Genomic DNA, 16,973 nt, shown 5'->3' with positions numbered 1-16,973 from the left:
TAAACAATCTTCTAAATAAAAGATGTTAAAAATGGCACAGAACTTGCATCAATATTTCATGTCTAATTTAAACCATCTATTAAAGGAGAAATGAACATGAATAATCGAATGCAAGAATTACAAACATTTTTACAACAACAAAGTATTCCAGGTGGCTTGGTCACATCACGCCAAAATATTTTTTATTTATCGAACTTTGATTACAATCCGCACGAACGATTTGTAGGTATTTTTGTCTTCCCAAATGACGAACCGATTTTTATTACACCTGCGATGGAAGTTCAAATGATAAAGGAAGCAGGTTGGAACCATCCAATCCTAAGTTACACAGATTCCGATCATCCGTGGTCACTTGTTGGTCACTTGATTGAAAGTAGAAACGTAATGAAACAATTTGCAGTTGAGAAGCATGATATCTCTTACTTTTACATTGAAAATCTGCAACAGATTTTTGGTGAAGTAGAGTTTGCATCACTAGACTCTATACTTACTGAAATGCGACTAATAAAAGATGCTGATGAAATTGAAATTTTACGTGAAGCTGCCGCTTTTGCTGATTACGGGATACAAGTGGGTATTGAAGCATTAAAAGAAGGAATTACAGAACTTGAAGTTTTAGGAAAAATTGAATTTGAATTGAAGAAAAAAGGGATTAAAGAAATGTCATTTTCTCCTATTGTATTGTTTGGCCAAAATGCAAGTAACCCACATGGTGCTACAGGTGACAATAAGTTAAAAAAAGGAGATACTGCCCTTTTTGATTTAGGTGTGAAATATAAGGGATATTGCTCTGATATCACAAGAACCGTCATTTATGGTCATCCAAATAACGAACTCGTTAAAATCTACAATACAGTTTTACAGGCCAATCTTGCTGGGGTGGAGGCTTCTCAACCTGGAACAAGAATTGGTGATGTTGATCTCTCGGGAAGACGAGTCATTCAATCAGCTGGCTATGGTGAATTTTTTCCTCATCGCATAGGTCATGGTCTAGGAATTGAAATTCACGAGGCACCATCTATAAATGATGTGAATGAAGGGGTACTGAAACCAGGAATGGTCATCACTATTGAACCCGGCATTTATCTTAATGGCCTCGGTGGTGTGCGCATTGAAGACGATGTTGTCATAACAGATAATGGGTATGAAGTATTAACGAAGTTCCCAAAAGAATTAAGGATTGTAGGAGATGAACGAAATTGAACCGAATCGAAAAAATACAGAAACAGCTTTTAGAGAACAATGTCGACGCAATATTGATTACAAAAAGTGAAAATCGTAGATATACGACAGGTTTTACAGGATCAGCTGGCATGGTGCTAATTTCAAAAAATGCTGCTACCTTTATCACTGACTTCCGCTACGGGGAACAGGCTCAAAATGAAGTGAAAAACGCTAAGATTATCGTCCATAACGGAAATATTGAAAAAGAAGTTTCAAAAGAAGTCGACTGTCAAGGTCTTAAAAAGGTCGCTGTTGAGGCAAATGCCATGACTTTAAATACGTTCTCAAAACTACAAGAGTATGGAAATGTACAATGGATTCAATTGGAAAATATCGTTGAAAAGGTTAGAGAAATCAAAGAGCCAATAGAATTAGAATTAATGAGAACGGCAGCTAAAATCGCAGATAAGGCGTTTGATTATATTTTGAATATCATTAAACCAGGGGTTACGGAATTAGAAATCCGTAATGAACTGGAATTCTATATGCGAAAGCTTGGTGCAACCGCAGCATCATTTAATACTATAATTGCTTCTGGAAAGAGGGCTGCCCTACCGCATGGAGTGGCTTCCGAAAAAGTGATTGAGCATGGTGACATGGTAACCCTTGATTTTGGTGCATTGTACAATGGTTATTGCTCTGACATTACGAGAACAATCGCCGTTGGGAGTTGTTCGGATGAGTTCCGCAACATTTATCACATCGTATTAGAAGCCCTAAAACGTGGGACAGAAGGAATTCAATCAGGTGAAAAAGCGAAAACGATCGACGATTTAACGAGAGACTATATTTCAGAAAAAGGATTCGGAGATCGTTTTGGACATTCAACAGGTCATGGGTTAGGTATGGAGGTTCACGAACCAATCCGGCTTTCTGACAAAAGTGTAGAAATTCTTCAAACTGGAATGGTTGTTACCGTTGAACCAGGAATTTATATCCCAGGATGGGGTGGCTGCCGGATTGAAGATGATATTATAGTAAAAGAGAATGGTTATGAAATCATAACCCATTCTGATAAGCACTTAATTATCTTATAAAAAATATTGAAAAGGTCATCTAATGGATTTTTAAAAAGATGACCTTTCTTTTGAATTGGGGCGTATCTATATGAATGAAATCATCTTATATATCATGACAGGCTTTATGGTCATAGGGGCAATCGATTATCTGATAGGAAATCGGTATGGAGTCGGACAAAAATTTAAGGAAGCCTTTCAAGCCATGGGACCACTTGCTCTTTCAATGGTTGGAATGATCTCACTATCTCCAGTATTAGCTAAGTGGTTAACACCGATTGTATCCCCGGTCTACCAATTTCTTGGAGCAGATCCATCGATGTTTTCATCCACGTTTTTAGCTCTTGACATGGGTGGATACTCATTAGCAAATGAAATGGCTCAATCTAGTGATGCTGCTTTGTTCTCTTGGGTGTTTTTAGGAACAATGATGGGGCCAACTATTGTTTTTACCATTCCGGTTGCTTTAAGCATCATTCATAAAAATGATCACCCCTTTTTTGCTAAAGGAATTTTAATTGGGCTAATGACTATTCCATTTGGATGCTTAGCAGGAGGGTTTGTTGCAGGATTTGGCTTTATATGGATGTTGAAAAATTTGATTCCTTCTATTCTGATTTCTGTCTTGATTGGGATTGGAATGCTATCAGCTCAATCGGTGATGATTCGTGGTTTTAAATGGTTTGGAAAAGCAATTGAAATCGTTATTATCATTGGTCTTGTCTCGATGATTATTAAAACTTTAACAGGTATCGTTATTATCCCAGGTATGATGCCGCTTTCGGAGGGCTTTGTAACAGTTGGAAAAATAACCATCATACTTGCTGGTGCATTTCCTTTTGTTTTTGTGTTGGTAAAAGTATTAAAGAAGCCTTTTGCATTACTCGGAAATAAGCTAGGTATGAATCAACAAGCATTAGGTGGATTCATTGCCTCCTTCGCCCACCACATTCCTATGTTTGCGACACTGCATGAGATGGACGACCGTGGGAAAGTCATAAATACAGCATTTGCCGTAAGTGGCGCATTTGTTTTTGGCAGTCACTTAGGGTTTGTTGCGGGTGTGGAGAAGAATTTTGTCATTCCACTGATTGTTGGCAAACTGACTGCAGGGTTTTTGGCTGCTGCATTGGCTTTGCTGGTGTCAAAACGTGAAACCAGATGAATTATTAATAATAGAGAAGTAGATTGGGATTTTAAGGACTCGCCTCCTATCAGAAAAGCAGGTGCCGTAAGACCCGACAGAAAGTGTGTGCACCCTAGATTATAATTCACTATAAACACCCATATATAAATACCAATCATTTAAAAATGAATAACGTTTTCAAATCGTATTTTAATTTGAATAAACCATTATTACTGTTATATAATTTAGTAGTATAATAGTTTGGATAATTTCATTAAATATTATATGATAGAAGTAATGTTTAAATTTTTTTTGTCTTTGTGAAATTATTTATAGTTCTTAAATCTACAATATATTTACATAGTTCAATATTAATTTAAACATTAGGTAAAAATAATAAGGGTGAATAGAATAATTAAAGGGTGTGCATTCATGATTAGCTTAGGGATGTTCGGGTTTAAAGCACTTTGGAGTCCATATTTATTTGTGTTTCTAGTTTTAGTCATTTTAGGTTATTTTTACATAATTAATAAATATAAAGATGAAAACCATGTTACTGAGACTAAACAAAAAGTGTATTTCGTAATTGGAATTTTGTTAGTTTACACTGCACAAGGCAGTCCAATCGATTTAATTGGTCATATTATTTTTAGTGCACATATGACTGAAATGGCAGTTTTATACTTAGTTGCACCGATCTTTCTTATTAATGGAATTCCAAATTGGTTATGGAGAAACATACTAAAACCAAAATTCGTTAATGCGTTTTTTACTTTTGCAACAAAACCATTAATTGCTTTACTTATTTTTAATGTAGTATTTTCGATTTACCATTACCCATTAGTATTTGATACTGTAAAAACGAATAATATCTATCATTTCTTATTTACAAATATATTATTTTTTATGGCAGTATTTATGTGGTTTCCTGTTATTAATAACTTACCAGAGAGACAAACACTTTCTGATATCCAAAAGATTGGTTATATGTTTGGAAATGGTATTTTATTAACACCAGCATGTGCACTTATTATTTTTGCAGGACATCCATTTTACGCGACTTATAATGATCCAGTGTTGTGGAGTAAAGCAATGGAACTATGCGTATCACCAGATTTATTAAAATCACTAAACATTTCAGGTCCAGAAGTATTTAACTTTATGTCAGCAAGGGAAGATCAACAGGTTGGCGGAGTTATCATGAAAATTATCCAGGAAATAGTTTATGGATCTGTTATTGGTTATAATTTTTTCAAATGGGCTAAAAGAGAACAAAATGGAAATAAAATTGATCCAATCAGTAGTAATCCGTTATTGCTTAAAAAATCGTAGGGGTGGAAATTTTGAATTCGTTACCAATTTTACCAACAATAAGTACAAGCTTTATTGTCATTAGTGCCATATTAGTTGCAATCGGCTGGTATCTTATTGCAAAAAGAAATATAGAGGGACATAAGAAAGTTATGTTCTTTGCTGGAGTCTTTGCTCTCTCATTTTTCATTGTATACGCAACTAGAACAATCTTTATTGGAAATACTTCTTTTGGGGGACCAAAAAGTTTAAAGTTGTATTATCATATATTTTTGTTTTTCCATATCTTCTTAGCTACAACTGGCGGAGTATTTGGTCTAGTATCAATTATTTCAGGATATAAAAACAAATTAAAACTACACAAAAAAATTGGACCGATTACTAGTATTATTTGGTTTTTTACTGCAATTACAGGTGTATTCGTTTATTGTTTATTATACGTTTTCTACAAAGGTGGAGACACTACTTCAGTTATTAAAGCTGTTTTAGGATTTTAAGTGAAAAATAAAAGAGTGAGTAAAAGAAGTTGTACTTCTTTTTACTCACTCTTTTTAATAATTATAGAATAATGAACTTGCTTACTAGAGAAATTTGTTCTTCAGCTTTTTTAAGTAAGTCATTACTTTTATTAACGATGCTTTCAGGGAAGTTTTCGCCTTCTCCGTACTCTACACCGTGAGGATAATAGTATTTACCTAAAAGTGGAGTAAGTAATTGGATTTTACCTTTACTTGACTCTACATGTCCTTCTACTGCGAAACCTTGAACGCGTAAGTAGTAGATTTCATTACGTTGTTCAAATTTATAATCGTAAGTTACTCTTTCGTAATCCCATTGACCAGCAAGGACAAAGCCTAATTCTTCCATGATTTCAGTTAATAAATTTACATTTAATACATGGTTTTCTAAATTTGTATTCTCAAATTTCATGTTATTACCCCCTAAATTACTTAGAAAAAATCCCTATTAATATAATATTATCTATGACAATAATTAGCAATGAAAAGCTGATAAATGTATTTTAACTAATTTATATATTTTTTTGAATAATTTGGCTACAATGGATATATAAACATAGAGTTAACAATTGGGAAGGGAAGATCTAAATGGATAAGCTTATAAAACTTTTCTTTTTTACAATAAGTTTTATAACAGTTTTTATGTTCAGTCCACTTATTAAAGATTGGATCAGTAATATACAAACGTTTAAACCATATGAAAGAGTTGAAAAAGTGAATAAGCCAATGATCGAAAATGCAAGCACTACAAATGCGACATACTCCGTTTCTCAGTATATTGGTAAAAGTGAACAAGAAATTTTAAAAACCTTTGGTAAACCGTCAAGAAAAGTTCCTTCTCAATATGACTATGATTGGCTTGTTTATGATAAAGATGCTACAAAGTATACTCAATTTGGTGTACTAAATGGCAAAGTCGTAACTATTTTTGTTGCTGGTAATAAAGTTGATATCTCTCCATTTGTGATGGGTAGTCACTACGAAGAAACAATGGATAATGTAACTGTACACGATAAAGTTTCATTTTCGATATTACGTAATCAATATACTTTTAAATTATCGACAACAGATTTACATGAACGTCCACTTGTTTCTTTAGATAATTGTTATGCTCAACTTTATTTTGACCGATTTACCGGAAGTTTATTAGGTATTCGATATTTATCACCAGAAACGCTAGTTAAGCAAAAACCGTACGAGCTAATTTATAGTGGAAATTTAATCAATGCAAAAAAAATAAATACATTACAAGAAGCAATTGTTGATCGTGAAGAAGAAAGACAAATCTTTAATTTAACGAATGTATATCGTAAAAGAATGAATTTAAGTACTTTAAATTGGAATGCTGATGCTGCTAAAGTAGCTTTAGGACATAGTAAAGATATGGTTCAAAATAAATATTTTGATCACTATTCTAATTTATATGGTAGTCTAGCTGATCGTTTAAATGATGCAAATGTTCCATACAGAATCGCTGGCGAAAATATTTCGGCTAATTATGTAGATGGTATAGCATCAGTATATGGATGGATTAATAGTAAAGGTCACCGAGTAAATATGTATAAAAAAGAATATACCACACTTGGAGTAGGAGCCTTTAATAAATATTACACCCAAAATTTTATAAAATAATCGCGAAATCAAGCAAAAGCGAAAGTTTGTGCTTGATTTTTTTATTTCCATACAAGCACAAAATTATTCGAAAGACATAATTTTGTAGTAAATGCTTTTAATTGGAGTGATATGAATGGGAAATGAAAATAGTCGTCCATCTATCGAACAATTTAGGCAATTCGTTATGGAACACCCAAAACTTCGAGAGGAAGTAAAAACGGGTAAAAAAACATGGCAACAATATTTTGAAGATTGGTATTACAAAGGTGAAGACCATGAAATGTGGGATGAATACAGAAATGAGAATAATACAAGGTCTCAAAAGAAAACTGCCAAAACAGAACAATCAGAAGAAGGATACGTTGGAAAAGTAATTTCTTTTGTAAAAAATTTAGATCCAGATCAAATTCAAGGCCATTTAACAAATGTAAACTCTACTTTAACCAATATTCAACAGCTTATATCACAATTTAAATCTCCAGCTACTTCAACTAATCAAAGAGAAGAAAAGCCAGCGGCACAACAATTTAATTTTAGACAGGATTGAGGAGATCTAAATTGAGAAAAGATGTTTTGGAATTTCTACAGAGTGAAGAAGATTATTTAAAATTTTTAAGACAACAACCAAAATGGTATCGTAAACTTTCTAGAAATCCTGAGCTTACTGATGAGTTTAGACTGGCTTCCCTTGAGTTTTTTGGTAAAACTATTCCACAACGAGTTGATAAATTGTCAAATCAAGTTCAAATGGCATCGTTTATGATTGACATGTTCCATGTATTAAAAGATCAACAAAGTACTAGTAGTGAAGAATCCTCTGATACTGAATCAAAGGAAGATTAAAAAAAGGATAATAATTTAATCTGTCATAGCTTTTTGCTACAATGAAGAAAGTAATTTTTAAAAAGGAGTAGTAGTTATGACAGAAATTTGTTTAGTAAGACATGGACAAACTGATTGGAATTTTAACAATATAATTCAAGGTAGAGAAGATATTCCTTTAAATACGATTGGTAAACAACAGGCGAATGATAGTGCATTGTTTTTAAGTGATCAAAAGTGGGATCGGATTATTACAAGTCCATTAGTTAGGGCGAGACAAACTGCACAGGCAATTGCAGATTTTTCTAAAATTGATGAGATCCTAGAGGATGAACGATTTCTAGAAAGAGAATTTGGTGAAGCTAGTGGAAAACCTATTTCCGATGTTCATGAAAACATTTATAATAATAATGTAGAAGGTATGGAAACAGATGAAGAATTAATTGATCGAGCTTTTAGTGCATTAAAAGACATTGCTCAAAATTATGAAGGTAAACGAATTGTAATTGTTGCACATTCTCATACGATCAAGGCAATTCTACATGCAATTGATCCTGAGAAAGTTAATTTTAGGACAAAATTAAAAAATGCTTGTGCAAATTTTATTGAATTTAAAGATGGTAAATGGAAGATAAATGAATTTAATATTTCTGATCATATAAAAGCATAGGACAAGTTCTTTTATTTACCGAATTAAATGTGGTATAGTTTATTCTTGGAGGTGTAAGGAAATGTATGCAACAATGGAAACCTTGCAACTTATAACAGTCTCAGAAGAACTTGCTTCAATGATCGTGCAATCAGATGTTGCAGATCAGTATCGAACTTCATATATTGCATTAAATAATGATAAAACTGCTCAAGAAATTATTAGCCGTTTTATGAAGACGAAGGATTTATATGAGGATGTTCAACGATTTGGAAAATATCATCCCGATTATAAAGAAATTCGAAAAAAAATGAGTGAAGTTAAAAGAGAACTTCAATTAAACGATACTATCGCTGCTTTTAAGCAAGCGGAAGATCAGGTCCAATTACTTTTAGATGAGACTAGCTATTTAATTGCTCAAGCTGTTTCACCTTCAGTGAAAGTTCCAGCGGGTAATCCATTCTTCGTAAATACAGGTGGAGGATGTAGTACTGGTGGATGTGGCACAGGTGGAAAGTGTGGATGTAAAACGAGGTAATAGAACATATTGAAAGGCTCATTATTTAATAATGAGTCTTTTTTTAATAAAATTCATTTTCTGAACCTAGTACAGTTAGCGCAATTATTTCCACAACAAAACATTTTTTTATTCGGAACGTAAAATCGATGTTTAAATACGAAATTATTATTTTCACTACGAATAAATTCAACTCGGTAAATTAGTTTAAACTGTTCAGTAATGGTTCTAGAGCAATCAATTAGAAGTTTTTTGATCGCCTCTTCGTTCTGTTGACAATCTATCTGAATATATAGAAAATTGGCACCGCAAATTTGTTTGTTTGAAAAATGATTAATTTGTTTATAATTTGAAATACAGTTAAAAAATTGCTCCCAAACATCGTCTAACATAATTTTCAATCCTTTCTAAAAACTATTTATGAAAGTTTCGTTGCAAAAGAAATTTGGGATATGATATTCTATTTCTAACGGATTTTTAAAGGAGAAAGCTATGTTCGTGCAAAGACAAGGTATTATTATTTATTTACAATCATTAAAACAAGCAAAAATGTTACGTAAATTTGGAAATATTCACTTTGTCTCTAAACGTTTGAAATACGTAGTCCTATACTGCAATATGGATGATATAGATCGAACAATAGAGAGATTGAAAAAATTTCATTTTGTAAAACGAATCGAATTGTCATATAAACCTTTTATTAAGACTGAGTACGAAAATGCAAAACCAGACGAAGCAAAGGAATATGATTATCAAGTAGATTAAAAACGATTGAATGGCTAATTAATTTAGAAGGGGTAACCTATCTGAATTAAAAACCGTTCAATCGTTTTTCTTGTGGTATGGTTGAAAGGAAAGGGGATAGGGAAAAACTATCCCTTTGTTTTCTTTTTATTTTATGAGTAAGATTAGGAAATATAGTTATTTCATTGGTGGAATTAAATGATTTAAGCGTAAAATTCCGATTATATATTGGTGAAATAAATCGTTTTCATGAAATGAGCTTGAATGTCTTATTTGCAATGTGATGATTTCTTTGTTTAAAGTTGTAGCTAATTCTTCAAACAACACTTCACGTTTTGTAACTGAATCTTCTTTTAATGTAATGCCTTCTCTACAATAATATATTGGCTGGAATTCACCAATAGAAGTAGGGCTTAATATAACAGCAAAAGAACAGCAGTTTGAGCCTTTATTTTCAGATGTTAATTTTAGTAAAAATTTAACTCTATCTTTTTGCGATTTAGCAATTTCAAATAGTTCATATAAATCTGAGTATCCTTCTCCAATTTCAATCATGCGTTGGATCATGAGTGTTCCCCCTTAAAACGTAAATACTTTACGTGTATTCCAAAAAAAAGTATGGTAATAAATGCAACATTTATTCTACAGGATAAAGGCATAAAAAAAAACCCCGCATTTGCAGGGCCCCTCTTATTAAAGTGTAATCACTTAAAAGAAGGCAAAGGGAGAGGAGAAACCGGAGGAAGAACTTATGGGGAAACGTAAGTCTTCTCCGCGGTTGGCAACAACATCAACTGAGATGTTGTTAAAATTAATTATTTCCAAAGTGGATGATTTTATACATTAGTAGCAGAATATGGAAAGAAATGTTTTTGTTTTAGTGAAATTATGATAGGATATTTTCGTAAATTGAAATATATAGTAGGTGTGAATTAAATGAGAGTAGTATCAGGAAAAAATAAAGGATTAAGTTTAAAGGCAGTACCTGGAATGAGTACTAGACCGACAACTGATAAAGTAAAAGAAGCGATGTTTAATATAATTGGACCATACTTTGAAGGTGGTATTGTATTAGATTTATTCGGTGGTAGTGGTGGACTATCAATTGAGGCTTTAAGTAGAGGGATTGAAAAAGCGATTATTGTAGATCGTGAAATGAAGGCGATTAAGACGATTAAAGAAAACTTAGCAACATGTAATCTAACTGATTGTGCTGAAGTATATCGAAATGACGCTGAGAGGGCTGTTAAAGCGATTATTAAAAGAGAGATCCAATTTGATTTAATTATTTTAGATCCTCCTTATAAAAAACAACAAATCGTATCATTAATTGAAACTTTTGATGAAAAAAATCTACTTGCATCAGATGGAACAATTTTAGTAGAACATGCTACTGATGTCGAATTACCTGAAAAAATAGGGAAATTTGCACGAACAAAAGCAGAAAAATATGGAATTTGTGGCGTATCAGTGTATCATATTTGTATGGAGTAATTTTTAGGGGGTACAAGATGAAACGTATTGCTGTTTGTCCTGGGAGTTTTGATCCAATTACTTTAGGACATTTAGATATTATTAAACGTGGAGCAAGAGTGTTTGATGAGGTAATTGTTGTCGTATTAAATAACTCTGCCAAAAATTCTTTATTTACTTTAGAGGAAAGAAAAGAATTAATTACAGAAGCTACTAGTGCAATTCCAAATGTACGCGTAGATTCATTTAGTGGTCTATTAATGGATTACGCGAAAAAAATTAACGCTTCTGCAATATTAAGAGGCCTAAGAGCAGTATCAGACTTTGAATATGAAATGCAAATTACAGCAATGAACAAAAAATTAGTAGATGAAATTGACACATTTTTTGTTATGACAAATAATCAATATTCATTCTTAAGTTCTTCAATTGTAAAAGAAGTCGCGAAATACGGTGGAAATGTAAAAGATTTAGTACCAGATTGTGTAAATAGCGCATTAACAGAAAAATTTTTGAAACCTCAAGTTTAATTTAAACTGAGGTTTTTTTATTGTTGAAAATATAAACAGTCACTTATATTAAGTAAACCATATTGTCATTAGAATTCATTTTTTAATGACCTAATAATGATTTTAAATGTTAATCTATGAATATCAACTAATCACAATAATACTTGGAACTTGTTTTAGAAATTTTTTTATTTAGCTCTTAAATATTTTTTAATTTCTCAAGAATAAATAATTACTAGAGATTATTGATATTATAAAAATTCTTTAATAGTTGACCTACAAATTGATTAACAAGCTTTTATACTACTCTAAGTAAAGGATATTAGATTAGTTTTTTAGTGTAACCCTTTTTGTATGTATAAGTTGATTGGAACGGAGGGGTGCTCGACTCCTATGGGATATGCGGGAAGCCTGAGACCCCGCAGGCTTGCCGAGGAGGCTCAGGTCTCGCCCCATGGAAAGCGAGCATTCCGTAGTGGAAATCAACATCACTATACCCCTTTTACGAAAATTTGAAAATTACAGCAAAAGAAACCTCAAGTCAATTAAAACTGAGGTTTCTTTTTTATATTCGGAAGGTTTAAGAAGATAACTTTTTTATATACAGTTTATAAATTAAGATGATTACATAAATGTAGAGAGAAATTAATGTGATGAATGAACCTGTTGAAACCAAAGATTCGAGATTAAACTGTTTCTCTGTAAAAATCTTTATGACAGGTAAAGTATTATAAGTAGCATTAGAAGTTAACTGATTAAGATATAGTGGCTTCCAAAAGATAATTGCTAAAATAGGAGCAATTCCAGATTGCAATAAACGACCGATTAAATAAGGTTTAATACTTAATTTCACTTCAGAAATAATACTTGCTACTTGAGCTTGTATTGAAAAACCACCAAATCCTAAAATAAAGCTAGTTAAAGCCACTTGCTGCAATAATGTACTATTGCCTAGTTCACTGACCAATTTAGATCCTAAAGTAATTTCAAATAACCCAGATAAAAAAGGTGTAGATAAATTCTGATTAACACTTAAATTTGAAAAACAATATGCAATTATTTTTCCAACATTAGATATAAATCCAATTTCAATCAAAAGCATATTAAGAACAGAAAAAACGATAATAAATCCACCAATCATTAATAATGTCTGTACGGAAGAAGCTATTGCGTCCCCTAATATTTTTCCAATCGGTCTTCTTTCACTTAATCGTTTTTCATGCATAACTTTAAATGCGTATTTAAAGCGGTTAGAATGGATTCTTTCTCTACGAGAGTAGTTAGGTTGGTTTCTTCCATAAAACCTCATAATGAGGCCTACAATAGCATTAGATAAATAATGACTGAGGGCAAGTACGAGACCGACTTTTGGGTTATGAAAAAAACCAACAGATATTGCAACGAAAATGAACAATGGATTAGACGAATTTGTAAATGAATTAAGTCGTTCGGCTTCTAATTTTGTTAATTCCCCATCTTTATATAGTTTAGCAGAAAGTTTTGCACCTGATGGGAATCCCGATGCCATCCCCATTGCCCAAACGAATGCCCCAACACCCGGAACTCTAAATAAAGGTCGCATAATTGGCTCTAAAAATACACCAATAAATTGAACAATTCCAAAGCAGATTAGAAGTTCACTTAAAATGAAAAAAGGAAGGAGCGAAGGAAATACGATTCCCCACCACATATTTAATCCTCTTATTGAACCTTTAAATGCTACCTCTGGATGCAAAATAATCGTTGATGTCAGAAATATGAGTATTAAAAAAATTAGTAAAGTAATGAAGTAATTTTTTTTCACATATAAACCTCCAAAGATAAACTTAAAAAACATATAGATTTTTGTCTAATTGTAGTAAGACCATTGAGTAGGAAATAAGATAGTAATATATGTATAAAAAAAACTTGTACAATTAAATATACGTTGTTGGAATTCAATTTTAGACCAAAGAGTTTAATTGGAGGGGAAACAACTTGGAACCGAAAATTGGTTTAGCATTAGGTTCAGGAGGTGCAAGAGGATTTGCACATGTTGGTGTAATTTCTGTTTTAAAAAAGCATAATATTTCTATAGATCTGATTGCAGGAAGTAGTATAGGTGCTTTAGTTGCTGTTTTATACGGTGCTGGAGCAGATGTGGATCGTCTATATAAAATTGCAAAAGTATTTCAATCTAAATACTATATTGACTATGTTGTTCCAAAAATGGGTTTGATTTCCGGGAACAGAGTTAAAGAGTTGATTAAAGTACTATCATTTGGTAGAAAGCTTGAAGAATTGGATTTGCCAGTGTCGGTAATTGCTACTGATTTATTAACAGGAGAAAAAATTGTTTTTCAAAAAGGAGATATTGCTACTGCAGTCCGAGCGAGTATTTCAATACCGGGAATTTTTGTACCAGAAACATGGAATGGAAGACTTTTAGTTGATGGTGGAGTCATCGATCGTATCCCTGTATCAGTTGTAAAAGAGATGGGGGCGGATTTTATTATTGGAGTAGATGCCTCTCCGATTCAAGTTAGTGGTGAAGTTTCGACGATCTATGACGTAATTATGCAAAGTATTGAAATAATGCAGCATGAACTCGTTAGAAATAGAGAAATTGCATCTAATGTTATGATAAGACCTAAATTAGACCATGTTAATTCTAGAAACTTTACTAACCTTGAAAATGTTATCAAAATAGGTGAAGAAGCTACAGAAAAATTAATACCAGAGATTCTTGAAAAGATTGAGCAATGGAAGGAGAAAAATAGTGATAAAAAGGATCAGAATTCTTAATGTACTATTAGTACTTGGTATTACGCTAATTCTTTTATATTTCATTCCATTACCATACTATATTACAAAACCAGGCTTAGCCGAGCCATTAAGGCCATATGTAAAAGTTGAAGGAGCAAAAAAAGATAAAGGCGAATTTATGCTAACGACCGTAGCAATGGGAAAGGCAAATATCTACTCATATATTGCGACGAAAATTAATGACAATTACCATCTATACAAAATAGATGAAATAAAAGTAAAAGGTGAAAGTGATGAAGATTATCAATTCCGCCAATTAAGATACATGGAAGAGTCAAAGCAAGCTGCGATTTTAAACGCATATAAGCAAGCTAAAAAATCTTATAAAGTAACGGAAAATGGAATAGTAGTCGTATCTGTTTTAAAGGATATGCCAGCCCATAACGTATTAATGCTAGGTGACGTCATCACTAAAATCGACGGGAAAGAAATCCGTACATTAAATGATTTTACCAATACAATAAAAAGTAGAAAACCTGGTACAAATTTTAATTTAGAAGTAAGTAGAAAAGGAAAAATTAAAAACTTTAATATTAAAACAAAAGCTTTTAAAGACGAACCTAATCGTGCAGGAATTGGTGTTTCTATTGCAGAAAATTTAGATCTAACTACAAATCCAAAAGTTAAAATAAATTCAGAAGAGATAGGTGGACCTTCAGCGGGGCTTATGTTTGCACTAGAAATTTATGATCAATTAAAAGAAGAAAATTTAGCAAAAGGTCATGAAATAGCTGGTACTGGAACAATTGATATAAATGGAGTCGTTGGTCCGATCGGAGGAATATCTCAAAAAATAATTGCAGCATCTGATTCGGGGGCAGAGATTTTCTTTGCACCAAATGAGAACGGTAAAAAGAATTCAAATTATAATGAGGCTGTAAAAAGTGCGAAAAAACATGACTTGAAAATGAAAATAATACCAATTGATACATATGACCAAGCAATTCATTATCTTGAAAAGTTAAAGACAAAAAAATAAATTTGATTAGAATAAGGTAAATGATAAAAAATGGCAGGAAATAGGGTGAGAATACCTATACCTGCCATTTGTTCTTTCTAATGCTTCTGGAAAATACTTAAGATCTACTAAATTGACTACTCTTTTCATCATAAATAATTGGATAAAGCGAATATTCGGTTTTTATTAACTTTTGTTGATTGTTTAATGAAAGCATCGAAGCATAAGTATGAGTTGCTTTCAAATCAGTACTTAGTTCTTTTTGATTTTGCTGATTAATAGTCGTGTAAATTGGTAATTCAATTAATTTTTTTTTGCTATTTAAATAAGTTTTACCCATTGAACTCATACCAAGTAAACGAATATATGGAACTCGATCTTTCTCTAATATTGCTGACATTTCCTTTTTTGATGTATTTGTTAAGATATGTGTTAGCAATCTTTGAATTCGAGTCCAAGTATATCTCTTTGTTTTTATTGTTGTCATTAACTCTTCAAAATTAAGACAGTTTAACACAGAATGTAAGACTCTTCTTTCTAAACCTTCGACAGCTTCGTAAATTTCTTCCAGTTCATCTTTAGTTGAAGTCATTAATTTATATTTCAAAAAAGGTAAATATTCATTCCAAGAATGAAGGGTACCATACTCGTTTATGTATTCCTCAATTGAATCTTTCGTAAAACTTGGAACAAAGTCTGAAATCGATTGATTGTCGCCTTTTAAAATTTTTCTAATTGCTGTAGCGCTAGCGATACTTTGATGATTGGTATCTTCATCATGATAATTTGCAGCGATTCGCTGAATCGTTCGACCTTCCATTTTACTATCAAAATGTTCAATAGCTTCTAAATAATGTATTCCTAAAATATTATTTGGAAGTGAAACATCTAGCTTTGATGTTTCAAGATTTTTTTGTAAAGCAGTGCTATATGCAGCAGGATAACTTAGCCCTTCATCAAGAAAAGTACGTATACTTGAATTGATTGAAGAAGTAAGCTGCTTCTTTTGTTTGATTAACTCGTAAAATGTCTCAATTTTACCCTCTTCACTTCCAAAACAAACATAATCACATTTTAAAGAATCTAGGATTGAAATAGCTCCTTTGGCAAAGATGCTAGCGTGTTGAGTCGAATAGCTATAAGGTAATTCAATAACAAGATCTGCACCTGCTTGTAAAGCCAACTTTGTTCGTACATGCTTTGGAACGACTGCTGGCTCGCCTCTTTGTAAAAATTGACCACTCATTACTGCAATAACAACATCAGCATTTGTACTTATTTTAGAACTAGTTAAGTGAAAAACATGACCATTATGTAATGGGTTATACTCTACTACCACACCAACCGAACGCAGGGAAATGCACCTCCAATATTTACTAATTTCACGAATTTATACATTTAGAATACCAGTATTGAGAAATAATTCGCAACCTAGTGTGAATTGTATTGAATTTTATTGTGGAAAATAATATATTAGATAGGTTACATATAAGAAGCAAGGTCAAGGATTTTAGGGGAAAGCTAGTAACCAAGTCTAAAACTTTTAGTAAATTTTTCGACTTATGCTTGTCGGAAATTACATCGAAGCAGTAGATTATGATGTCTAGTTCCACAAGCTAGCTCTTCGGTAATATTCCATTAATCTTCGAAGTGGAAAGAGCGCCACTTCTTCAGCTGAATGGAGATA

At 32.3% G+C, this 16,973-nt stretch carries 19 protein-coding genes; 15 read left to right on the top strand and 4 right to left on the bottom strand.

Going from position 1 to position 16,973, the window contains the following annotated elements; all coding sequences use genetic code 11:
- Positions 1–96 precede the first annotated feature (96 nt).
- From AN960_RS06370 to AN960_RS06350, 5 genes are all read left to right on the top strand, one after another.
- Positions 97–1,203: a M24 family metallopeptidase gene (locus AN960_RS06370; protein ID WP_056468478.1), complete on the top strand. Its 1,107-nt coding sequence runs from the start codon at positions 97–99 to the stop codon at positions 1,201–1,203.
- A complete protein-coding gene (locus tag AN960_RS06365) occupies positions 1,200–2,261 on the top strand; it encodes a M24 family metallopeptidase (protein WP_056468476.1) in 1,062 nt (353 codons plus the stop codon). The genes AN960_RS06370 and AN960_RS06365 overlap by 4 nt, the downstream gene beginning before the upstream one ends.
- Before the next feature lie 55 nt (positions 2,262–2,316).
- Positions 2,317–3,405: an ethanolamine utilization protein EutH gene (eutH, locus tag AN960_RS06360; RefSeq protein WP_353611575.1), complete on the top strand. Its 1,089-nt coding sequence runs from the start codon at positions 2,317–2,319 to the stop codon at positions 3,403–3,405.
- 393 nt (positions 3,406–3,798) lie between these two features.
- Positions 3,799–4,698 carry a cytochrome c oxidase assembly factor CtaG gene (ctaG, locus tag AN960_RS06355; RefSeq protein WP_056468473.1) on the top strand — a complete coding sequence of 300 codons (900 nt, stop codon included), beginning with the start codon at positions 3,799–3,801 and terminating at the stop codon, positions 4,696–4,698.
- An 11-nt stretch (positions 4,699–4,709) separates the two neighbouring features.
- A complete protein-coding gene (locus AN960_RS06350; protein ID WP_056468470.1) occupies positions 4,710–5,174 on the top strand; it encodes a DUF420 domain-containing protein in 465 nt (154 codons plus the stop codon).
- Between the two features lie 61 nt (positions 5,175–5,235).
- On the opposite strand, the gene AN960_RS06345 is transcribed toward AN960_RS06350, so the two are convergent.
- Entirely contained in the window at positions 5,236–5,607 is a 372-nt protein-coding gene (locus AN960_RS06345; RefSeq protein WP_056468467.1) for a YugN family protein, read from the bottom strand.
- Positions 5,608–5,783: 176 nt separating this feature from the next.
- On the opposite strand from AN960_RS06345, the gene AN960_RS06340 reads away from it, so the two are divergent.
- The 6 genes from AN960_RS06340 (at position 5,784) to AN960_RS06310 (ending at position 9,562) form a co-directional block, all read left to right on the top strand.
- A complete protein-coding gene (locus AN960_RS06340; protein WP_056468465.1) occupies positions 5,784–6,827 on the top strand; it encodes a CAP domain-containing protein in 1,044 nt (347 codons plus the stop codon).
- 115 nt (positions 6,828–6,942) lie between these two features.
- Positions 6,943–7,356: a YlbD family protein gene (locus tag AN960_RS06335; RefSeq protein ID WP_056468462.1), complete on the top strand. Its 414-nt coding sequence runs from the start codon at positions 6,943–6,945 to the stop codon at positions 7,354–7,356.
- 11 nt (positions 7,357–7,367) lie between these two features.
- Complete coding sequence (locus AN960_RS06330; RefSeq protein WP_056468459.1) at positions 7,368–7,652, top strand: YlbE-like family protein; 285 nt, start codon at positions 7,368–7,370, stop codon at positions 7,650–7,652.
- Positions 7,653–7,728: 76 nt separating this feature from the next.
- A complete protein-coding gene (locus tag AN960_RS06325; RefSeq protein ID WP_056468456.1) occupies positions 7,729–8,301 on the top strand; it encodes a histidine phosphatase family protein in 573 nt (190 codons plus the stop codon).
- Positions 8,302–8,362: 61 nt separating this feature from the next.
- Entirely contained in the window at positions 8,363–8,818 is a 456-nt protein-coding gene (locus tag AN960_RS06320) for a YlbF/YmcA family competence regulator (RefSeq protein WP_056468453.1), read from the top strand.
- Positions 8,819–9,289: 471 nt separating this feature from the next.
- Positions 9,290–9,562 (top strand): YlbG family protein, encoded by a 273-nt coding sequence (locus AN960_RS06310; RefSeq protein WP_056468449.1) that lies wholly within the window; start codon positions 9,290–9,292, stop codon positions 9,560–9,562.
- 156 nt (positions 9,563–9,718) lie between these two features.
- Here the strand turns inward: AN960_RS06310 and AN960_RS06305 are convergent, their stop codons facing one another.
- Positions 9,719–10,108 carry a DUF7147 family protein gene (locus AN960_RS06305; protein WP_056468446.1) on the bottom strand — a complete coding sequence of 130 codons (390 nt, stop codon included), beginning with the start codon at positions 10,106–10,108 and terminating at the stop codon, positions 9,719–9,721.
- 369 nt (positions 10,109–10,477) lie between these two features.
- Between AN960_RS06305 and rsmD the strand changes: the two genes are divergently transcribed.
- Positions 10,478–11,035 carry a 16S rRNA (guanine(966)-N(2))-methyltransferase RsmD gene (gene rsmD, locus AN960_RS06300; RefSeq protein ID WP_056468444.1) on the top strand — a complete coding sequence of 186 codons (558 nt, stop codon included), beginning with the start codon at positions 10,478–10,480 and terminating at the stop codon, positions 11,033–11,035.
- A 17-nt stretch (positions 11,036–11,052) separates the two neighbouring features.
- Positions 11,053–11,544 (top strand): pantetheine-phosphate adenylyltransferase, encoded by a 492-nt coding sequence (gene coaD, locus AN960_RS06295; protein ID WP_056468441.1) that lies wholly within the window; start codon positions 11,053–11,055, stop codon positions 11,542–11,544.
- A 559-nt stretch (positions 11,545–12,103) separates the two neighbouring features.
- Here coaD and spoVV read toward each other — a convergent pair.
- Entirely contained in the window at positions 12,104–13,360 is a 1,257-nt protein-coding gene (spoVV, locus tag AN960_RS06290) for a dipicolinic acid transporter SpoVV (RefSeq protein ID WP_056468439.1), read from the bottom strand.
- A 140-nt stretch (positions 13,361–13,500) separates the two neighbouring features.
- Between spoVV and AN960_RS06285 the strand changes: the two genes are divergently transcribed.
- Together AN960_RS06285 and AN960_RS06280 are read left to right on the top strand one after the other, a co-directional pair.
- The gene (locus tag AN960_RS06285; protein ID WP_056468438.1) at positions 13,501–14,307 is read left to right on the top strand and encodes a patatin-like phospholipase family protein; all 807 of its coding nucleotides are present in this window, start codon (positions 13,501–13,503) and stop codon (positions 14,305–14,307) included.
- Positions 14,282–15,307 (top strand): SepM family pheromone-processing serine protease, encoded by a 1,026-nt coding sequence (locus tag AN960_RS06280; RefSeq protein WP_056468435.1) that lies wholly within the window; start codon positions 14,282–14,284, stop codon positions 15,305–15,307. Before AN960_RS06285 ends, AN960_RS06280 begins: the two co-directional genes overlap by 26 nt.
- 97 nt (positions 15,308–15,404) lie before the next feature.
- Here AN960_RS06280 and AN960_RS06275 read toward each other — a convergent pair whose 3' ends face one another.
- Positions 15,405–16,625 (bottom strand): nucleotidyltransferase, encoded by a 1,221-nt coding sequence (locus AN960_RS06275; protein WP_056468428.1) that lies wholly within the window; start codon positions 16,623–16,625, stop codon positions 15,405–15,407.
- Positions 16,626–16,973: the final 348 nt, after the last annotated feature.

Source organism: Bacillus sp. FJAT-25509 (assembly GCF_001420605.1).
Classification (GTDB): domain Bacteria; phylum Bacillota; class Bacilli; order Bacillales; family Bacillaceae_G; genus Gottfriedia.
The sequence above is the reverse complement of the archived record's forward strand: the minus strand, read 5'-3'. Positions and strand labels throughout refer to the sequence as shown.

Bases quoted from the DNA above. Each gene is read 5' to 3' on its own strand.
- AN960_RS06370 (WP_056468478.1), top strand. From the start codon at position 97: ATGAATAATCGAATGCAAGAATTACAAACATTTTTACAACAACAAAGT.
- ctaG (WP_056468473.1), top strand. From the start codon at position 3,799: ATGATTAGCTTAGGGATGTTCGGGTTTAAAGCACTTTGGAGTCCATAT.
- AN960_RS06345 (WP_056468467.1), bottom strand. From the start codon at position 5,607: ATGAAATTTGAGAATACAAATTTAGAAAACCATGTATTAAATGTAAAT.
- AN960_RS06340 (WP_056468465.1), top strand. From the start codon at position 5,784: ATGGATAAGCTTATAAAACTTTTCTTTTTTACAATAAGTTTTATAACA.
- AN960_RS06335 (WP_056468462.1), top strand. From the start codon at position 6,943: ATGGGAAATGAAAATAGTCGTCCATCTATCGAACAATTTAGGCAATTC.
- AN960_RS06325 (WP_056468456.1), top strand. From the start codon at position 7,729: ATGACAGAAATTTGTTTAGTAAGACATGGACAAACTGATTGGAATTTT.
- AN960_RS06320 (WP_056468453.1), top strand. From the start codon at position 8,363: ATGTATGCAACAATGGAAACCTTGCAACTTATAACAGTCTCAGAAGAA.
- AN960_RS06310 (WP_056468449.1), top strand. From the start codon at position 9,290: ATGTTCGTGCAAAGACAAGGTATTATTATTTATTTACAATCATTAAAA.
- AN960_RS06305 (WP_056468446.1), bottom strand. From the start codon at position 10,108: ATGATCCAACGCATGATTGAAATTGGAGAAGGATACTCAGATTTATAT.
- rsmD (WP_056468444.1), top strand. From the start codon at position 10,478: ATGAGAGTAGTATCAGGAAAAAATAAAGGATTAAGTTTAAAGGCAGTA.
- coaD (WP_056468441.1), top strand. From the start codon at position 11,053: ATGAAACGTATTGCTGTTTGTCCTGGGAGTTTTGATCCAATTACTTTA.
- spoVV (WP_056468439.1), bottom strand. From the start codon at position 13,360: ATGTTTTTTAAGTTTATCTTTGGAGGTTTATATGTGAAAAAAAATTAC.